The organism is Microbacterium panaciterrae (assembly GCF_039541635.1).
Classification (GTDB): Bacteria; Actinomycetota; Actinomycetes; order Actinomycetales; family Microbacteriaceae; genus Microbacterium; species Microbacterium panaciterrae.
Window position 1 is genome coordinate 1 of record NZ_BAABGP010000012.1, and the last position, 16,568, is coordinate 16,568.

The following is a 16,568-nucleotide window of genomic DNA, read 5'->3' on the forward strand; positions in this document are numbered from 1 at the left end:
GGAGAAGTCGACACCTCCCCAGTTTCGCCACTCAATCACCAGGCATATAGGAGACACGCCCTAGCATCCCCCAAGAAAGGATTCGCATGACAAGCGCGCCCTCTATCCAGCTTTACTCCGTGCGAAACGCAATCGGCGCGGACTTGTCCGGAACAGTCGCCCGCCTGGCCGACATCGGATTTTCCCGGGTCGAGCCCTACGACTTTGCGGCTCGTGTGGACGAGTATGGCCATGCGTTCGTGAATGCCGGAGTCACGGCTCCGTCGGGCCACGCCTCGGTCATCGACAGTGACCACCCGGAAGCTGTGTTCGACGCCGCGGAACAGCTTGGTATCGGTGCCGTCATCGACCCATTCGTGCCGAGCGAACGCTGGCAGACCGTCGACGAGGTCGTTCGTACGGCAGAACGAGCTAACGAGTTGCAGAGTCGTGCGGCGGACCGCGGTCTTCGATTCGGCTACCACAACCACCAGTGGGAGTTCACTAACCTCATCGATGGGCGCCCCGCCTTCTCGTACTTTATCGAGCGGTTGTCGGCCGGCGTCATCCTGGAGATCGACACGTTTTGGTCCACCGTGGGCGGTGTTGATACTCCAGCGCTTCTGCGTTCGCTGGGCGATCGGGTCCAGTTCTTGCATGTGAAGGACGGGGTGGTCGCCGGAGATATCGCGACGGCTCTTCCCAGCAGCGAGAGCGCGCTCGATGTTCCCGACATTCTGGCGAAGGCGTTCAAGGAGCAGGTCCCCGCGGGCCAGGGGCAGGTAGGTGTTCCTGCCATCCTTGCCGCTGCTCCGCACGCCGTTCGGGTCGTCGAGTTCGACGACTACCAGTTCGATGTTTTCGATGGCGTCTCGGAGTCGCTCCAGTGGCTGGCGGAGAACGACAAATGAGCCGGTCGGGTCCTGTTGGAATTGGTGTCATCGGAGCCGGCGTCATCTCGGGCGCATACCTTGAGAACTTGACGACATTCCCGGATCTCAAGGTTCTGTTCGTCGCCGACCTAGATTTCGACCGGGCGAAGGCGCAGGCAGAGAAGTTCGGTGTGCCAGGGTTCGGCTCGGTGGAGGAACTGCTCGCAATCGATGAGATCGAAATCGTGGTCAACCTGACTATTCCCGCCGTGCACGCGGAAGTCGGTCACAGGGCTCTCGCAGCGGGCAAGCACGTCTGGAGCGAAAAGCCATTTGCTCTGGATCGCGAGTCGGGGCGAGCGTTGCTCGAAGACGCGCATGAGCGAGGCCTGCGGGTCGCTTGTGCGCCTGACACGATTCTCGGTGCGGGCCTTCAGTCAGCTCAGCGACTACTGGATTCTGGGCGGGTTGGTCCTGCGCTATCGGGTATTGCCCTGTGCCAGGGGCCCGGACCCGAGTCGTGGCACCCCAATCCCGAGTTCTTGTTCGACGTGGGCGCGGGGCCTCTCTTCGACCTCGGCCCCTACTATCTGACGGCTTTCGTCCAGCTGTTCGGACCCGTCGCGCGGGTCCATGCGGCGTCCTCGACCTCCCGAACGACACGTACGATCGGGTCAGGGCCAAAGGCTGGCATCGCCTTCGCCGTCAACGTCCCAACGCAACACAGCGCCCTTTTGGAGTTCGAAAGCGGGCAGACGCTGATGCTGGTGATCAGTTTCGAATCGGAGATTGAACGAACCCAGATCGAGGTGACGGCTCGTGACGGAGCGCTCGCGCTTCCGGACCCCAACCAGTTCATTGGGGCGACGACGGTCTTCGAACGAGCAACGGAACCAGAGGTGGTCGAAGAGCAGGGACCCGCGTACGGGCGAGGAATGGGCGTGCTCGATCTTGCACGCAGCATTCGCCGGGGTGTTCCCGAGCGCGCGAGCGGCGAGCTGGCGTATCACGTGCTTGACGTGATGGTCTCGATCGCTGAATCGGCTCAGACTCGTGATTCGGTTTCGGTGGCCAGCACGACTGCCAGGCCCAAACCGTTGCCCGCAGACTGGGATCCGCAGTTCGTCACTCTCTGACCGCACCGCCGCATCGATGCCCCCTTTGTGCGTCCTGACTCGCGACGCACGAGGGGGCATCGCATGACTACTCGCTTATGTTTCACCGAGCCGGCCGGGCCGAGGGGTGCGTCCCATAGCGTGGTGTCAGTTCCCCAACTCCCGGACCCTTCGGCGTGGCCTTCACTTCGATGGGGGATCATCGGCACGGGGATCGCTCGGGCATTCGTTCGGGCGGTGGCGCAGAACACAAGGCAGAAGGTGACTGCGGTGACAGCTCGCGACGAAGGCAAGACGAGGGCGTTCGCGTCAGAGTTCGGAATCTCGAAACTGCACAACAGTGTGGACGCCCTCGTCGCCGATCCTGAGGTCGACGTCGTGTACGTCGCTACCCCGCACACCCTGCACAGGCAGCAAGCCCTGGCCGCGATCGCCGCCGGTAAGCATGTTCTCATTGAGAAGCCGATCGCGATGTCCGCTGACGAAGCGAGGGAAATCACGTCTGCGGGCGTTGCCGCGGGTGTACTGGTGATGGAAGCGATGTGGACTCGCTACCTTCCCCAAGCCGATGTCATCCGCCGAGTGATCGGCGAGGGAATCATCGGAGATGTGCACCTCGTCGCTGCCGGCTTCGGCTTCGTCTCCACCTACGATCTCGCCAACTGTCTCTGGGCTCCCGACCTCGGAGGAGGAGCGCTCCTGGACGCAGGCATCTATCCAATCTCCCTTGCCTCTTCTATCCTCGGTACTCCCAGCCGAATCGAGGTCGCTGGCGACATGGGATCCGGTGGTGTGGACGTCCAAGCAGACCTTCTGCTCGTGAACGAGAACGGTCGTGCACTCGCGTCGACGTCCATCACATCGCAGCTCCCCTCGACCGCAGCAATCAGCGGTTCCGAAGGCGGAATCACCATCGGGGCGCCTTCTTCGGCGCATCGCTCGTCACGGTCACCCGAGGGGCGGCATGGGACGGAGAGCAAGGGGTGTTCATCGACGGCAACCTTGCCAGGACCAACGGTGGAATCGGACTCCAGGCAACCGCATTTGCCTCCTACGTGGCAGAGGGCAGGCTCGAATCGCCGCCGCATCCGCACTCAGAGATCATCGATGTCATGAACACCATCGACGTTGCGCGCGCCGCGGTCTCGAGTGGTGGTGAATCGCCCCGGGTTTAGTGGAGGGCGGGTTCTCCCAGCGCCGGCTGGCTCTGGGGGTTCATCTCACGGTAGTACTCGTTCTCCTTCTCGATGGGTGTGAGGTATCCGATCGAGGAGTGCAGCCGGTTCTCGTTGAACCAGTGCACCCAAGAGAGCGTCGCGAGTTCGAGGTCGTCGGCGGCGCGGAACGGGCCGTCGATCTTCACGCATTCGGTCTTGTAGAGGCCGACGACACTCTCGGCGAGGGCATTGTCATAACTGTCACCGACGGTCCCGATCGACGCGATCGCCCCGACTTCAGCGAGCCGGTCCGTGTAGCGCAGAGCCGTGTATTGAGAGCCCGCGTCCGAGTGTTGAATGACCCCGGTGATGTCCTCACCGGCGCGGTCGCGAACCCAGAGCGCCATCTCCAGCACGTCCAGCGGCAGGTCGGGCGGCATCGTCGACATCGTTCGCCAGCCCACGATCCGGCGCGAGAACACGTCAGTGACGAACGCGGTGAACGCCATCCCCGACCACGTCGGCACATACGTGAAATCGACCCCCCAGAGCTCGTTCGGCCGGTCCGCGTGGAACTCGCGCTTGACGTGATCCTCCGCCCTCGGCGCGGAGTCGTCGGGACGGGTGGTGATGAACTGCTTGCCGCGGCGGATGCCCCGCAGCCCCTGCTGACGCATGAGGCGTTCCACCGTGCAGCGGGCGACGATGACGCCTTCCCGGGCCAGCAGCCGCCATACCTTGCGGACGCCGCTGATCCCGCGACCGAGCGTGCGGTCCCAGAACACCCGCTCGATCTGCACCACCAGCACCGCATCGCTGACGGCTCGCGCGGAAGCGGGTCGCTTCTTGAATGCGTAGTAACCGGACGGAGCGATCTTCACCCCGTGCTCAGTGAACCGGCCTGGGATCGGTGGAGGGCATGATCGAACAAGGAGAGATCAATGCCCGCTTTGAAGAAGTACGACGAGGAGACGCAGGCTCGCGCGGTCCGGATGTATCTGGACCGGGTCGCGGAGAGCGACGTGTCGTTGCGCGCCGCTCGGGCCGAGGTCGGTGAGCTGCTCGGGATCAACGAGTCCACGCTGCGGAACTGGATCCGCCGTGACGTCGGCGAGGGGACCACCCCGGCGGTCTCGGAACGGCCCGATGACGAGGTCGTCCAGCTGCGGCGCGAGGTCGCCCGGTTGCGGCGGGCGAACGAGATCCTGAAGACCGCGTCCGCGTTTTTCGCGGCAGCGGAGCTCGACCGCAGACTCGGACAGTGATCGACTACGTCCGCGCCCACGCGGACAGGTTCGGGGTCGAGCCGATCCTGGCCGTGCTGAATCAGCACGGCATCGGGATCGCCCCATCGACGTACTACGCGCGCGCCGCCCGCGGGTTCGCGCCCACTCCGGCGGAACTCGCCGACGCGTATCTCGCGAACGCGCTGGTCGACCTGTGGGTGGTCAACCGGCGGCTGTATGGGCGCCGTAAGCTCTGGCAGGCCGCCCGCCGGGCGGGCCTGCCGGCCGGCCGTGACCAGGTGGAACGGCTGATGAAACTCGCCGGGATCGACGGGGTGCGCCACGGGAAGCACCGCACCGTGACGACCGAACGTGATGATCGGGCGCCACGGCATCCGGACCTCGCGCACCGCCGCTGGGCGGTCCCGTGGCGACCGGATCAGTGGTGGGTCGCGGACTTCACCCTACGTGTGGACCACGGCCGGGTTCTGCTATGTGTCGTTCATCACCGACGTGTTCTCCCGCCGCATCCTGGGCTGGCGGGTGATGACGGTGAAGACGACTCCGCTGGTTTCCTCCGCGCTCGCCCAGGCGATCGCGGTCCGCCGCCGCGGGCTCGTCGAGTTCACCGCGACGGGGCTCGTGCACCACTCGGACGCGGGCTCCCAGTACACGTCGCTCGCGTTCACCGACGCGCTGCGCGACGCGGGCGTCGCCGGGTCGATCGGGACCGTCGGCGACGCGTATGACAACGCGCTCATGGAGTCCACGATCGGCCTGTTCAAGACCGAGGTCATCGAGCATGAGCGGGCCACCTGGACGTCGTGGCGGCAGGTCGAGCAGGCCACCGCGTCCTGGGTCCACTGGTACAACCACGAACGCCTGCACTCCGCGATCGGACACCTCAGCCCCGTCGAGTTCGAAGACCTCGACTACGCTCTAACCCACGACGCCGAGCACCAGCTCGCCGCCTAACACCGCCCTCCGAAAATCCCAGGCCGGTTCACAGTGCGAGCGCAGCCGGGTACGCGCGTAGAGGAAGAGGCCGGAGATGACGAGCTCTCGATCCCTGAAGGACCCGGAAATCGATCGTCAGTTCGTCGGCCCCATCCGATCAACCCTGCTCGGCCGGCGGTGCGAGCGACGCAAGGCCGGCGCGCGCGGCCTCCGACGCACCCGAACACTCTAGGAGGACATCGAATTCGCCCATAAGCTCACCGGCGCCGGCTGTGCGGAAGCCGCGGTCGGCGGCCACGCCGAGTCGAAAGGAGTTGACCTCGGTTGCGGTGACCGATCGGCTGCCGGCCGCACGTGCGACTTGGACGGTGATGAGCCTGATCGGCCCGGCAGGTCGCGATCGCCGCGACCACGCTGACCGGAGCCGACGACCGGCCCGCTGAGCACGATGGTCACGGCCCCATCGATCCCGACGTCGCCCGGCAACTCGCCGCCGAGGCGGCGGACTGGGATCGCCTGTTCCTCGATCCGCGCGGCATGCTCGTCCAGACTGACTCCTACGCCCCGACCGAGCGGATGCGCCGGTTCCTCCGCGCTCGCGACCGGCATTGCCGCTTCCCCGGCTGCCGGACACCGGCCCGCAACTGCCAGATCGACCACAATCACGACCACGCCAAGGGCGGCAAGACCGAGATCTGCAACCTCTGCTGCTTCTGCGTCGGCCACCACGCCCTGAAGCATCCCGACCTCGACGACCACTGGAGATGGACGGCCCGTCAAGGGCCGGGCGGCGTCATCACCTGGATCAGCCCCACCGGCCGCGTCTACACCGACGCTCCGCCACCCTGTGTGCAGTTCGCCTGACGCAGGATCCTCGCAAAAGATCACCCTGTAGCAACCAGATTGCCCGCTTTTGGACGCAGGTTAGTGCGTCCCGTAGCCGTCGCTTGGAGAGCCAGAACAGCGCCAATTGTGTTCACGCGCTTGCCGGCGCCATGGACGACCGCTCCTTCCATTCGCGATGCGCTCCGCGCACCGCGAAGCCATGGGCGGGCCGCGGGGCAGGCGTCCTAGAGTGCGCTTTGGGGATTACTTGGCCACAAGCTGCCAGTCCTGTGAGCTTCCTGGCCTACAGCACCGATGACAACCGCCGGGCAGGAAGTATCCGCCCGAGTGAGGGTGCAGGATCTTCGTCGCGCCCTCACTCGGTGTGTGAGCATCAGCTCACCGCTGCCCAGGGGCCGTTCGGGCTGCCTGGAACCTGGTTGCGCGTGTACCACTTGGCGACATGGATGATGCCGTTGTAGCTCGCTTTGTCGCCGGTGTTGAAGACGCGCGACGGCGTCCAGAGTGCGGTTCCGTCGGGTGCGGTCGCGATCTCCTCCCACGGGCCGGTGGTCGAGCCCGGGGTCTCGCCGCGGGTGTACCAATCAGCGCGGAAGGTCTTGCCCTGATAGACGATGGTGTCGCCGGCGAGGAACACTCGCGACGCCGTCCAGACGGTTGCACTGTTCTCGGTCATCGCCAGTTGCTGCCAGGCGCCGGTGTTGGTGGTGCCGGGCGTCTCGCCCTTGGTGTACCAGCCGGCCTTGTAGACCGAGCCGTTGAAGCTGACGATGTCGCCGGTCTGATAGGCCGTTGTCTTGCTCCACCCTGTCGGAAGGACGACGGTGACCGTCGTGGACGTGCTCGCAGCCTGAACCGTGTCGCTGCCGGAGTAGGTCGCGGTGAGGGTGTGGTCGCCGGCGGCGAGGCCGACGGGGAGCGTGAACGTGGCGGTGCCGTGGTTCAGTGTCGCGAGACCTCGGTCGGTCGTTCCCTCGGTCAGGGCAACCTGGCCGGTCACCGGCAGCGGCGAGCTGAAAGTGACGGTGACGGTGGCCGCGGTTCCCCAGTTGCTGCTGACGGCGGGGGCGCTGACCGTAGCTGCGGCTTTGCCGGTGGTTCCGGTGTCCCAGATCAGCGGGGTGCCGTCGAAGACGACAGCGACCTTGTAGGTCAGGTTGAACGGGAGGGTGGCTGGCAGTGTGACCGAGCCCTTCTGATCCGGCCCGAACGCGACGTTGCCAAGATCCGTTGCGGCGCCGTCGCTGCCGAACAGGTAGGCGTGACCAGTGACGTTCGAGTGCTGGGCGTTCCCTGCCGGGTCGGTGGCAGTCGCGTCTAGCGGGAGGGTGCGGCCGGCGCCCACAGGAGCGTCGCCGACCAATGCCGTGGACTGGGTGCCGGGGGTGAGGTCGCCGACTGTTGGGGCCTGCTGGACGAGGGTCCAGTCCTGTGTTCCGTCGCCGTTGCTCGAGGGCTGCAGGGTCAGGTTTGCGCCCGAGACCGTACCGGTGAGGAAGAGCGACGGGTTCTGCACGCTCTGGAAGTAGACAGTGCCGTCGGCTTTGGTGTGCAGCGAGAACAGACCGTTGGCGGTGTTGTCCACCCATTGTCCGATCCGTTGGCCGGTTGTCGCGTTCCCGGTCCAGATCGCGGCCGCACGCCCTCCGGACTTGTTCAGCAGCGTGACGTTGCCGTCCGGTTTGGTGGTGATGTGCCAGAACTGGGTGTCGGCGCTGGCCGCCGAGTCGGCGTCTTCGAGGCGGACATCGGGGACGTCGTGGTTGCCGATGTTCGCGTCGGTGGTGTTGTTCGTGGTGCCGATGACCTGTCCGGTCTTCTTGTTGACGATCTGGTAGTACGCGCCGTCAGAGTGCCCGAAGTCGACGTCGGCGTAGCGGATGATCGCGGAGCTGGAAGCCCCGCCCCAGGTGCCCTGGAGGATCTCGAGACGTCCGGTGCCGGCCACGTATTGGAGGTTGCGGCTGTAGCCGGAGCCGAGCGTGGTCTGGTATTGGGTCCAGACACCGTCGCTTCGCCCGGATTGGTTGACCCAGACATCGCCGCTTCCGCTGGCGTTGTAGGCGAGGGCGCCGTCGCGCATCCGGATCAGGACGGGGCTGCCACCCCAGGAGAGCCCACGCGAGCCTGCAGCGTACGGGAGTACCCCCTGGCTTCCGTTAGCGAGGCTGATCTCGTCGCCGGCCGCGCCGCCGACGGAGAAGAACTTCAGTGGGTCGTCGGCGATCTTCACGCGGACGTTCGCGCCGCCGCCCCAGTACTCGTACGTGAGCATCCATTTGCCATCGGCGGTCTGGACGACGTTGGCCATGCCGGGCCGGCCGCCTCCGATTTCCGAGGTGCCGTTCGCCGACGTGAAGGTCGTGCCCGATACGTCAATGACGGGCGCGCTCCAGGCGCTGCCGCTGGTTCCGTCCCAGGTGCGGTGGGTGAGGATCTGGGCACCAGGGTCGGGCGCGGTCGGGTTGGCCGGGTCAAGTGTCGCGACGCCGGTGGTGGGGTCGTAGCCGGTGTAGTCGTTCTCGTCGGAGTAGTAGGTCACGAGCTGGCCTTGGTAGGCCATCAGGTAGGGCTCCCAGACCGGGTCGATCTGCTTGTAGGTGTTGGCGGTCGCGATGTTCTTGCCGATCGCTCCGGCGCTGCCGCCTTGCCAGCCGCCTTGGGCGACGATGTTGTCGAAGCTCCAGTTCGCGCCGTCGTCGGTGCTGGAGTAGAGGGCGATGGCCACGTTGCTGCGGTCGCCGTCGTTGTTGGGCACCCAGTTCGGGTTGGCCGCCTTGTGTTCGGTGTAGTACGCGTCGTCGCCGGAGACGACCGCGGCCAGCACGAGGGTGCCCTTCTTCAGGGTGCCCACGTCCTCGGGCAGGACGTAGAGGTAGGGGTTGGTCCAGGCGCTGACGTACTTCGCGTAGGCCGGGTCGGAGGACATGTAGGCCGGGGCCTTCACCTCGGAGAGGTGGCTCCACGTGGTTCCGTAGTCCCCGCTGGTGTAGATAGGGATGGTCTGGCCTGCGGCGCTGCCGGAGGCTGGGACGGTGGAGTTCTCGAAGGCGGCGACGAGGCGTCCGTCGGGAAGTTGTGCGGACTTGGGGTAGACGGCGCAGTTGCCCAGCCCTTTGAGGCATTGCGCGTTGCCGAGGTTGAACAGGACGCCGCCGGTCGGGGCGTAGGCCTGTGCGCTGGTGATCGGGATGACCACGAGGGCGGATGCCGTCAGGACGACTGTGAGCGCCGTCGCGATTCGTGTTCTCTTCATTGCCCCTCCAGTGGGGTCTGGGGAGACGATGCGACCACGCGGGGGCGTTCCTCGCCAGGGCGTCGTCGACCGTCGTGAAGTGTGTGCAAAAGGCAGCTCGACCCGCGAGCCGGAAGAATGGCCTGGGGTGGTGCCGGCGCCCTGTACGCGCCGGCACCACCTGCTCGGTGTTACTTGTTGACCTTGAACCCCTGGCTGTTGCCGTAGGTGACGAGGTTGTCCTGCCAAGCCTTGAGGCCCTCGTTGAGGTCGCTCTTGGCGGCGTATGCCTTGCCGACGGTGTCGGGGAAGACACTGTTGGCATAGACCTGGAAGGGCAGGTACTCCCAACCCTTGGCGACGTGCTTGGAGGCGTCGACGAGGACCTTGTTGATCTGCTGGCCACCGAAGTACGCCGGCGCTTCGTTCAGGAACGAGTCCGCGTTGAGCTGCGCGGTGGTGGACGGGAACCCGCCGCTCTTCAAGAACACGTCGATCGAGCTGTTGGAGCTGTTCAGCCAGCGCAGGAAGGCCGCGGCGAGGGCCGGGTTCTTGCTGCCCTTGATCACGGACTGGGCGCTGCCTCCGTTCTCCGCGGTGACGGGGCTGCCGTCGTAGCTGGGCAGCGGAGCGACCCGCCACTGGCCGTTCCCGTCCTTGACCGAGCCTTCGAGGATGCCGGGCATCCACGCGCCGGTCACGATGGTGGAGAGGGTGCCGTTGCCGAGCGCCTTGAACCAGTCGTCGCTCCAGGTCGGGATGTCGGAGAGCAGGCCCGGCTCGAGCATCTTGTTCCAGGTGTCGGCCCACTTCTTGGTGCCGGCGTCCTGGAGGTTGATGGTGACGTTGGTGCCGTTGGTCTTGTACGGATGGCCGCCAGCCTGCCAGATCAACGGGTCTGCGTAGCCGGGGTCGCCCGCGTCGTTCGTGATGTATTTCGTCGGGTCCGCCTGGTGCAGCTTGGCCGCGTCGGCGACGTACTCATCCCAGGTGGTCGGGACGGTCAGGCCGTACTTGTCGAAGATTGTCTTGTTGTAGAGCAGTACCATCGGGCCGGAGTCCTGCGGGAGGCCGTAGATACCGTTGTCGATGTTGACCGCGCCCCAGGTGGAGGCGGTGTACTTGCTCTGCAGCGAACCGAAACCGTACTGCTGCAGGTTGGTCAGGCCGCCGGAGAGGGCGAACTGCTGGAGCGCGTAGTACTCGACCTGGGCGACGTCGGGAGCGCCGGAGCCGGCCTTGATCGCGTTCTGCAGCTTGGTGTACTCGGCGGTGGCGGTGCCGGCGTTGACGACCTTCACCTTGACTTTCGGATACTCCTTCATGAACGCGTCAGCCTGGGCCTGGCCGGACGGGGTCCACGTCCAGTAGGTGAGGTCGCCACCCTTCTTGAGCGCAGCGTCCAGGTCGGAGGAGGATCCGCCGTTGGAGCCAGAGGCGCCGCTGCAGGCGGCGAGGGAGACAGCGACGGCGGCTACTACCAGCGCCGCGAGCCCGCGTCGGCGGACGCCCTTGCGGAGGTTGAACATGTGATGTCCTTTCACTTCATTGTGCGTGAGGGTGCAGGTCACCCGTTGAGGTTCGAGAAGGGAGTGGGTGGGCCGGCATCAGGCAATGTTTCTCGGGTCACTGCTTGACGCTTCCAGCGCTCAGGCCGGACTGCCAGAAACGCTGCAAGAACAGGAAGATCACGACGATCGGGATGATGGTGATCAGGGACCCGGTGATGACCAGGTTGTAGATCGGCTGGGCGGAGACGCCCGTTGCCTGCGCACTCCACTGGTTCAGCCCGACGGTGAGCGGGTACCACGTGGGGTCGCTGAGCATGATGAGGGGCAGGAAGTAGTTATTCCAGGTCGCCACGATGGAGAACAGCGCCACGGTGACGACGCCGGGGGTGAGCAGCTTCAGCGAGATGGTGAAGAAGGTGCGCATCTCGCTGGCGCCGTCCAGCCGGGCAGCCTCCAACAGTTCCGTGGGTACCGAGTCGATCGTGTACACCCAGATCAGGTAGAGCCCGAACGGGGTGATCAGCGACGGGATGATGATCGACCATGGCGTGTTCGTCAGACCCACCTGGCTGAACAGCAGGAAGGTCGGGACCGCCAGTGCGGTACCGGGCACGGCGACGGCGCCGAGGACCACGGCGAAATATGCCTTCTTGCCGGGGAACTTGTACTTGGCCAATCCGTAGCCGGCAAGTGTTGCGAGCAGCGTCGCGCCGCCTGCGCCGACGACGACGTAGAGCAGCGTGTTACCGAGCCAGCGCAGGAAGATGCCGTCCTTGTAGGTGAAGGTCTCGACGATGTTGTCCCAGAGTGCGAAGTGGCGGCCGAATCCGAGGCCGAAGCTGCTGAAGAGGTCCACCTGCGTCTTGCTGGCGTTGATGAGCAGCCAGGCGAGCGGGACGATCGCGTACAGCAGGAATAGGACCATGATGATCGTCAGGACGACGGATTTGCGGGGGCGGTCGAACGAATAGCGGCGGCGACGCGCCTGGGGGTTGATGGTGCGCAGGGTGGTCATCGGTCTTCCTTCCGGGTTCCGCGCAGCTGGACGACGTAGGCGATCACGGCGGTGATGACGCCCATGACGATGGCGATGGTGGCGGCGTAGTTGAACTGCTGGCCGGCGAAGGACAGGTTGTAGGCGTACATGTTCGGTGTGAAGTAGGACGTGATCGCATTGTTCGCCAGCGGCTTGAGCACGTTCGGCTCGTTGAACAGCTGGAAGCTCCCAATGATGGAGAAGATCGTCGCGATCACGATCGCTCCACGCGCGGCCGGGAGCTTGATCGCGCGGATCACCTGGAATCCGCGGGCGCCGTCGATCTCTGCGGCCTCGTAGAGCTCCGCCGGGATGGTCTTCAACGCGGAGTAGAAGATCAGCATGTTGTAGCCGACGTACTCCCAGGTGACGATGTTGCCGATCGAGGCGAGGATCCATTGGCCGGAGAAGGGCTGGAGGATGTCCGAGCCGAGGAGGTGGTTGATGCCGGCCGTCAGGCCGAAGTTGTTTCCGTACATGAAGCCCCACAGGAGCACCGCCACCACGGCCGGCACCGCGTACGGAAGGAAGATCACCATCCGGAACACGCCGGTGCCGTAGAGCCGGGCGCTGTCGATCGCCAGCGCGGCGACGAGGGCGAGGATCAGCATGATGGGCACCTGGATCACGAGGAACAGGACCACGCGCAGGAAGCCGTCCCAGAACTGCGGGTCGCTGAGCGCCGTGACGTAGTTGTCGAGCCCGACGAAGCTGTTGCCGCCGACCATCCGGTTCTGGAACAGGCTCAGGTAGAGCGCGTAGCCCAGCGGGGCGATGAACGCGAAGACGAACACGAGGGCGAACGGGCCCGTGAACTGCCAGCCGCGCCAATCCCGGCGCTTGACCTTCCGCGGCGCCACGCGAGCGGCGGCCACCTCGACGGGTCGGGTGTCTTGCATGAGGGCCATCACCGGCCTCCTTCCTCAGAACGGAAGACGCGCACATCCCACGCGTCGAGCGTCACGGTCGTATCGGCACCGAGCGATATCCCGGTGGCCGTGTCGGTCAGCGGGGAAAGCAGCGTGAGCGGCTTCGGCTCCCAGCCCCAGTTGAAGACGAACCAGTGGCGCCTGCCCCCCGCCGTGCCGGACGACACCGTCACCGGCAGGCCCACCGAGTCGAAGGGAGCCGTTCGCTTGCTCTCGATCGCCGCGGAGACGACGGAGGATGCGAGAGCCGCATCCGGGACGGTGCCGACGACGGTGATCCGACCGGCGCCGTGGGCGTGCGTCGTCACCGCGGCGAAGTCCGTGAAGCGCGGGTGGGCGTACGTGGCGAGGGTCCGCGCCTGGGTCGGGCGGAGACCGTCGATCCAGAGGGTCGCCATCGAATCGTCCCGGAGACCACCAGCGGCCCGATCGACGGAGACCGGCTCTTCGAGGTTGGAGTACTCCTCGTACCGCACCCCGGCCGGGACGGCCAAGCCGGCGGGGGCGACCTCGACACGGGCCCGCGCTTCATCGTCGGCATAGGCCGTGCGCGGACCGAGGATCAGGTGCCCGCCGGCCGCCGCGTACTCCCGGAGCAGCGCGAGGTCCTCGTCGGTGGCGATGTAGACGCCGGCCGCGATGAGAACGGGGTACTGCTCGACCAGGGCGGCGGGGCCGACCTCGCGCGCCTGCTCGATGTGCAGGATGCGTGCCTGATAGCCGGCGTCGATCACGCCGCGATGGAACGCATCCATGATGTGCTCGTACGACTCGTCGTCGGGCTGGTCAGCACGACCGAACGGGGGCATGAACTGGAGGGCGTACCGGCTGGACGTCGACCAGAGGATCGCGGCGTCCGCATCCGGCACGTACCCGTCGAGGGAACCCCCGAGAGCCTTCAGCTCGCCGCCGAGCTCACTCACCTCGTCGTACACGCGACCGGGGACGAGGCTGTGCGGCAGCACCCCGCCCCAGTAGGTCTCTGCACCAAAAGGGAGGGTGTGCCAGTGCCAGTACTCGATCATCGCAGCACCGCGGGAGATGAAAGCGAAGGCAGCCTGCTTCAGCTGTCCGGGGTAGGGCGGGAAGTTGCAGAACGGTCCGTCGATCGACTGCGCGTTGGTCTCGGTGACGAGGTAGCGCTGCTGCTTCGAGGAGTAGATGCGGTCCGCCTGGCGAAACAGCCCCGCGACACCCGTCGTCGTCCAGTAGTTCAGCTGCGTGAGCTCGCGCGAGGCATCGAGCCGGTCCTGCATCCCGTAGTACGGGTTGCCGGAGATCACATCCAGTGACGCCGACACGGTTCTGTCGTCCACCCCGCGGCGGGGATATTGCAGACAGGTCGTGACGAACTGGTCGTCACGAGCGTATTCGCGTACGATGTCGGCCTGCCACCCGATGAACTCCGCGGTCACCTGGGACTGATAGCGGCGCCAAGCGAGGTCGTATTGCGGGAAGCTGTTGCCGTCGGGCCGCCAGAGCTCGCTCCAGTCGTCGATGCGGTGCGACCAGTAGGTGAGGCCCCACTCCCGATTCAGGTTCTGGACATCGCCGTACTTCTGGCGGAGCGAGCGGACGAACCCGGTGAAGACGCCGTGATTGTGCAGCAGCTCGAGGCCCGGCTCGTTGTCGACCTGGAATCCGATCACCGCGGGATGCGACGAGTAGCGGTCGACGATGCGGCGGATCACGCGCTCGGCGTGGAACCGGAACGCCGGGTGCGAATAGTCGACCTCCTGCCGGGCGCCCCAGGCGATGCGCTCTCCAGTCTTCCGCTCCCCCGCGATCTCCGGGTAGGCCGTCTGCAGCCACGGCGGGACCGCGTACGTCGGGGTTCCGAGGATCACCCGGATGCCGCGGGAGTGGGCGGCGTCGAGGATGCGCTGCATCCAATCGAGCTCGAACTCACCGTCACGAGGCTCCCAGGTCGACCACACCGACTCCCCCACGCGGATCACGGTGATGCTGGCGCGCACCATGAGATCCAGATCCAGTTCGAGGCGGTCGGACTGGTGGTACTCGGGGTAGTACGCCACTCCGAACAGGATCTCGGGCGGAAGCGCAGGGGAGGTCGGGGGCATGGGACGTGGAACTCCGTTGGTCTCGGGCAAAACTGTTCTCGATAACAGTCCGGGTATTGGAGACTATTGTTACCGATAACAGTTTGGATAGCAAGTACGCGATCCAGTCGGGCTGCTTTAGTTGATGCGCTGAATCGTCCAGGCCTGTTCCGGGCCGCCGGTGGCCGTCCAGGAGACCGTCGGAGCACCATCGGCCGACGAGGCGGCGGCGGTTGCGAGATATCGTCCCGTGCTGCTGTTCTTGACCAGATAGGTCGAGCCGCTCGGGACGAGCGACCAGAGCTGCTTCGAGGATGCCGTCGCCGGCTGCTGATCCACGACAACGCTGCTGCCACCGGTGTACTCATCCGTGAGCGCGAGGCCGGAATGGGAGTTCACGATCTCGAACCCGCCTGCGACAGCGACAAAGGCCCACAGGTGCCAGCCCTGATTCGCGTACCAGAACTGATCGGCTTGCGTTCCAGCAGCCGTCGACCCGGCCGGGATCTCGAGATACTTGCCCAATCCGTTCTCCAGCGCGAACTGCCCGGTGGTCAGCGCAGGCAATGCCGTCTGGGTCAGCGTCCAGTGCTGGTTCGATCCGCCGTTGTCGGTCCACTGATCCATGCCGGTGCCGTTCGCCGTCGAGAACGACGGATCCTCCAGCGGCAGGTTGCTCTTGCGATTGGTGATCGTGAACGTCCCGTCCGTTCCCTTCACCACAGACCACTCCTGTGTGGAAGAGCCGGCGATGGGAGTCTGTTGCTGAGCGACTGCTCCGTTCGCCGTCGCTGCGCCGGCGATGCCGAGGACCTTCCCGCTGTTGACATTCGTGATGGTGAAGTACGCGTCGGGTTGCCGGGCGATCACCCACTTCCGCTCGACTCCTCCGGTGGCGCTCCATTGGATCGCCGCCGCGCCGTCTGCCGTCGATCCTCCGCCGATCGCCAGATCGAGCCCCGAGCTGGAGTTCGCCAGGGTGTACCTCGCTCCGGACGAGACCGAAGGGGCGACGTTGTCGAAGGCCCACTGGACGGGGTTCAGCGAGGTCGAGTCGTGAGAGCCCCCGGACATCGTCATGACCGTTCCGCCGTCCGGCATCACCATCAGGGAGCGGCTGTAGCCGTAGGGAGCGTTGGAGTCCTCCGATTGCCACGAACCGGAAGCACCCCCTGCCGTGTTGATCAGCAGCGGCGTCTGTCCACCGGCGCTGACGACGATGGTGCCGTTCGCTCCGCCGCTCGGAGTCCAGGCGACGTACGGCTGGCAGCACGGGTGCGAGCCGTCGGTCGGCAGGATCTGCTGCCCGGCCACCGCGTTGAAGTTCAGCGGGTCCGTGCTGATCTTGTAGTAGACGGGGCAGCTTCCTCCGGTGGTCTGGCACAGTTCGTAGGTCAGGATCCACTTGCTGTTGTTCATCTGCGCCACCGTCGTCATCCCCGGACGAGCGGCCTGGGATGCGTACACGACGTCATTGACGGGGGCCGACCAGGTCACCCCGTCTGTCGAGGTCTCGTGATCGAGAAGCTGGGAGTGCGTGGAGTTCTGCCGCTGGTCGGAGAAGTAGACGACGAGCTGGCCCTGGTAGTACATGAGGAAGGGTTCCCAGACCGGCGTGTTCGGGTCGGCCGTGAATCCGGCGCCC

At 65.7% G+C, this 16,568-nt stretch carries 11 protein-coding genes, 1 pseudogene and 1 other annotated feature; of the genes and pseudogenes, 5 read left to right on the forward strand and 7 right to left on the reverse strand.

Annotated elements, in window-relative coordinates:
• Positions 1 to 86 precede the first annotated feature (86 nt).
• The 3 genes from ABD882_RS08745 to ABD882_RS08755 all read left to right on the forward strand — a co-directional run bounded on the left by ABD882_RS08745 (position 87) and on the right by ABD882_RS08755 (position 3,082).
• A complete protein-coding gene (locus ABD882_RS08745; protein ID WP_345186146.1) occupies positions 87 to 890 on the forward strand; it encodes a sugar phosphate isomerase/epimerase family protein in 804 nt (267 codons plus the stop codon).
• Entirely contained in the window at positions 887 to 1,987 is a 1,101-nt protein-coding gene (locus tag ABD882_RS08750) for a Gfo/Idh/MocA family protein (RefSeq protein WP_345186148.1), read from the forward strand. Before ABD882_RS08745 ends, ABD882_RS08750 begins: the two co-directional genes overlap by 4 nt.
• Positions 1,988 to 2,050: 63 nt before the next feature.
• The gene (locus tag ABD882_RS08755) at positions 2,051 to 3,082 is read left to right on the forward strand and encodes a Gfo/Idh/MocA family protein (RefSeq protein ID WP_345186150.1); all 1,032 of its coding nucleotides are present in this window, start codon (positions 2,051 to 2,053) and stop codon (positions 3,080 to 3,082) included.
• A gap of 55 nt (positions 3,083 to 3,137) precedes the next feature.
• On the opposite strand, the gene ABD882_RS08760 is transcribed toward ABD882_RS08755, so the two are convergent.
• On the reverse strand, positions 3,138 to 4,004 hold the full coding sequence (locus ABD882_RS08760; RefSeq protein ID WP_345186151.1) for an IS3 family transposase: 867 nt from the start codon (positions 4,002 to 4,004) through the stop codon (positions 3,138 to 3,140).
• Positions 4,005 to 4,064: 60 nt separating this feature from the next.
• Here ABD882_RS08760 and ABD882_RS08765 point away from each other — a divergent pair.
• Both ABD882_RS08765 and ABD882_RS08770 read left to right on the forward strand, forming a co-directional pair.
• Positions 4,065 to 5,324: pseudogene (locus ABD882_RS08765) on the forward strand (IS3 family transposase).
• Positions 4,343 to 4,474, forward strand: a sequence feature (AL1L pseudoknot). (Overlaps the previous pseudogene by 132 nt.)
• Positions 5,325 to 5,843: 519 nt before the next feature.
• Positions 5,844 to 6,170, forward strand: coding sequence for an HNH endonuclease signature motif containing protein (locus tag ABD882_RS08770; RefSeq protein ID WP_345186153.1), 327 nt, complete (start codon positions 5,844 to 5,846; stop codon positions 6,168 to 6,170).
• A gap of 355 nt (positions 6,171 to 6,525) precedes the next feature.
• On the opposite strand, the gene ABD882_RS08775 is transcribed toward ABD882_RS08770, so the two are convergent.
• From ABD882_RS08775 to ABD882_RS08800, 6 genes are all read right to left on the reverse strand, one after another.
• Positions 6,526 to 9,408, reverse strand: coding sequence for a carbohydrate-binding protein (locus ABD882_RS08775; RefSeq protein ID WP_345186154.1), 2,883 nt, complete (start codon positions 9,406 to 9,408; stop codon positions 6,526 to 6,528).
• 170 nt (positions 9,409 to 9,578) lie between these two features.
• Positions 9,579 to 10,916, reverse strand: a complete 1,338-nt coding sequence (locus ABD882_RS08780; RefSeq protein WP_345186156.1) for an ABC transporter substrate-binding protein — start codon at positions 10,914 to 10,916, stop codon at positions 9,579 to 9,581.
• Positions 10,917 to 11,013: 97 nt separating this feature from the next.
• The gene (locus ABD882_RS08785; RefSeq protein WP_345186157.1) at positions 11,014 to 11,913 is read right to left on the reverse strand and encodes a carbohydrate ABC transporter permease; all 900 of its coding nucleotides are present in this window, start codon (positions 11,911 to 11,913) and stop codon (positions 11,014 to 11,016) included.
• Positions 11,910 to 12,842: a carbohydrate ABC transporter permease gene (locus tag ABD882_RS08790; RefSeq protein ID WP_345186159.1), complete on the reverse strand. Its 933-nt coding sequence runs from the start codon at positions 12,840 to 12,842 to the stop codon at positions 11,910 to 11,912. Before ABD882_RS08790 ends, ABD882_RS08785 begins: the two co-directional genes overlap by 4 nt.
• Positions 12,842 to 14,944, reverse strand: coding sequence for a beta-galactosidase (locus ABD882_RS08795; protein ID WP_345186160.1), 2,103 nt, complete (start codon positions 14,942 to 14,944; stop codon positions 12,842 to 12,844). The genes ABD882_RS08790 and ABD882_RS08795 overlap by 1 nt, the downstream gene beginning before the upstream one ends.
• 117 nt (positions 14,945 to 15,061) lie before the next feature.
• Positions 15,062 to 16,516, reverse strand: a complete 1,455-nt coding sequence (locus ABD882_RS08800) for an RICIN domain-containing protein (RefSeq protein ID WP_345186162.1) — start codon at positions 16,514 to 16,516, stop codon at positions 15,062 to 15,064.
• Between the last annotated feature and the right edge of the window lie 52 nt (positions 16,517 to 16,568).